2 protein-coding genes and 1 pseudogene are annotated in these 3,155 nt (G+C 41.8%); all 3 read left to right on the top strand.

Annotation, left to right across the window (positions count from 1 at the left end):
* Positions 1–855: 855 nt before the first annotated feature.
* Positions 856–1,596: a cupin domain-containing protein gene (locus ACTIE6_RS21315; protein ID WP_439558553.1), complete on the top strand. Its 741-nt coding sequence runs from the start codon at positions 856–858 to the stop codon at positions 1,594–1,596.
* Between the two features lie 322 nt (positions 1,597–1,918).
* Positions 1,919–2,356 (top strand): RrF2 family transcriptional regulator, encoded by a 438-nt coding sequence (locus ACTIE6_RS21310; RefSeq protein ID WP_439558552.1) that lies wholly within the window; start codon positions 1,919–1,921, stop codon positions 2,354–2,356.
* Positions 2,357–2,501: 145 nt separating this feature from the next.
* A pseudogene (locus tag ACTIE6_RS21305) lies at positions 2,502–3,155 on the top strand (hypothetical protein); the annotation flags it as partial.

The following is a 3,155-nucleotide window of genomic DNA, read 5'->3' as shown; positions in this document are numbered from 1 at the left end:
ATCGTTAAGGTCTTAACAAAATTTTGGGATTTGTCGACGATACTGAAACTGAGGGAGATCGCAAGGAGATATGGTAGCAGCCAGCCGGAGTTAAAAGCTATGGTTTGGTTCAATGGGACTGCAATGCTCAATGGTGTATGTAAAGTGTTTGTTAGTGTACATGAAAACCGTGGTTAAAGTGAAATATGGCAAACATCTTATTATCTGAGATTCTAGCGTCTGGAATGCGAATTAGGTACGGTTAAAAGCTTCTGCTACACCTTAAATCGTACTTATGTAGCTATGGGAAGCTCGTAGTGCTTGGGAGAACTTACTCTTATCAGGCGTGCAGGTAACACATACGAAAAACAAGATTATTGCTACTATAGCGACCATAACTTCGGTAAAGACCTGCAGCTTAAAGGTTCTTTCCTTTTTCCTGACAATCATATTAAAGGCCAAATGAACTGATTCGTAAATACTCGTTGTATAAAGCCCGTCGTAAACTTATTCAGCTTTTCGGTTCCTATAAAAATTCAGCATGCTAATATAATAAAATCTCGATCTATAAAGCTAGCTTCAAAATTCCTACAATCAGCCGCTTTCATTGACACATAGCACCCCGTTGAGGTCTCGGATGGAAAATTTGCGTAGTTATAATATGGTTAAATAGAATAGATTTTTTACGCAGCCAACAACAAATGGGGAAGGACATGGCGTCAAAATGAAGATGGCGAGTATGACGATTGCTGGCGGATACTTAGCAGTCTGCTGATCTGCTCAATTGCAAACAAATGTCTTGTTAAAGACGCGAATGTCCGGGTACAGGTGGCTTTGATTACATTTGTTTTATTTGACCGTAAATAAATATTTCTTATGAATACTATGACTACTGTTTCGGAAGTATTAAATGACCTAAAATTAAAAGGTTATACTGTAGACTTTAATCTGGACGATAACTGCCTGATCTGCCATTCAAATTCGTTGAAAATACACCCGCAGGACTTTGTGGTTGATAAGCATTACCGCTTTGAAGGAATGTCTGACCCAAGTGATGAGGCTATTGTATATGCGATCTCTTCTCCAAAACACAATATAAAAGGTACTTTGGTGAACGGATATGGTATATCAAGTGATAATTTGACGGATGATCTCATCAAAGCACTGAACGAAACGCCGCCGGTTAAGCATCTGGAGCAGCTGCCAGATTCAGCCCCAAGTAAGTCGAACGAAGCTACTCCGTTAAGGCCGGAAGGCGAGCGGGAACTGGACGCTCCGATGGTAACGATGGACCTGAATTTGTTGAAAGCCCAGATCAAACAAGAGGATTCTTACAAGAACGGCGACCGTAATGCCATAACTATTTTTAAGACCGAAAGTATGCGCATGGTTTTGATCGCGCTACATAAAGGTGCAGAAATGAAAACCCATACTGCACCGGGGATTATCAGTGTGCAGGTCCTTGAAGGACATATCACCTTTTCTACGGCGCAAAAAACAACAGATCGTAGTGCAGGCCAGATGCTTGCACTTCATGCAGGAATTGCACACAAGGTTCTTGCCAGTGAAGAATCCTTATTTTTGTTGACAATATCTTTAAGGGTTGAAAAGAATTAAAGCATTGATCCTCAAATTAATCGCACATTCGATTCCGGTGATATAGCCGGAATCTGGATCTGGCAAAAAATTTAACAAGTGATCCAAATTTTTATGGACTTCCTAGACGTTTCAGAGCAATTCAATTGATGTAATGTTGGTGTATCGCGGGAGCGCCGGGTAACATATCCGTAGCGATAGCACCTGGTTCTTTCCTCATGTATAGTTTAACCACTCAATGGGTATAAGCACAGCCCGGGGCAAAGAGACATTTAAATAAAAGAGTAAAAAGTATTTTATTTCCGGAATCTTGAAGATATATTTGCATATAAACCAGATGCAGATGTTTTTTTCGAAAACGTGTGAATACGCAATACGTGCGGTCATATTTGTGGCCCAAAAGTCAGAAGGAGGCAGAAAGGTGGGTATTAAAGAGGTTGCCGCTGGCATCGATTCTCCTGAACACTTCATTGCCAAGATCCTTCAGGATCTTAGCAAACGGGAGCTCATACTATCAAGTAAGGGGCCAAATGGCGGCTTTTATATTGACAGCAGTGCCCGGAGCAATACGCTGGCCGATATTGTCAGGGCGATCGACGGGGAAAAAATATTTAAGGGCTGCGGCCTCGGGTTAAAAAGTTGCTCGGAAACAAAGCCTTGCCCACTGCATAACGATTTTAAAGAAATAAGAAGAAAAATGCATCTCACCTTACAGTCGGCGACGATCGGGGAGTTCAATGATAATCTGAATTTAGGGCTGAACTACATTAAGGAGAGATAAAATTTGCTATATTAAAGGATATTCGGGTCTTAATATATATAATATGACTGCTGTTAGTAAGTATAAGATTATAAGTAGCTTATGCCTTTTGATTTATTTGGTTGGGACCCCTGCATATGCAGAAAGCCTATTTGGCCAGGCAGCTATGCTTTCGGTGGGAATCGTTGCATTGGTGATTGGGGTGGGTGTGCTTTTCATTGCGATCCTGATCAAAAACGTTGTCCAACATGATCTGATTAATAAAATTAACCCGGGTAAACAGGATTATTCAAGATATCTCGATAACCTGAATAGCCAACAGATCTCATTGCTGCTCGATCGGATGATAAAAAAGCAGCATTTAAGGGTCATTTTGTTCGTCATGCTGAGTTTGGTGAATTCTCCCGTATTCGCACAGTCGAGCCAACCAACTGCTGACTCGCTGCTGAGCCAGGGAGGTATTTTAATTACCATTGTCCTGATATCAATACCGGTGCTGGCGGGTGCTATCTTCTTATTTTTCAAAATCACCAATACATTAAACAGATATAGAAATCAGCAGCGTGTGGCAGAGGCGGGGCTTGTGGCAGCTTACCTGGACGGAATTGAAAGTAAGGATCTTGCAGTAGCACTGCAACAAAGAAAAGATGCGCTGGATTTTACATTGAGTCATAAGGAACTGTCGGGAGCATTGCCTGCCAACGACCATAAAGGCTTGATCAACAATGTGGAACATGAGGCCTCACTTCCCTTCGTTGCACGTAAAAGAAAGGCGCATGTTCGCCCGAAAGTGGACCCGCAACTTTCCAGGCTCATCACC

The organism is Dyadobacter sp. (genome assembly GCF_051859145.1).
In the GTDB taxonomy this organism is placed as follows: domain Bacteria; phylum Bacteroidota; class Bacteroidia; order Cytophagales; family Spirosomataceae; genus Dyadobacter.
This window is presented reverse-complemented; position numbering and strand designations above follow the sequence as displayed.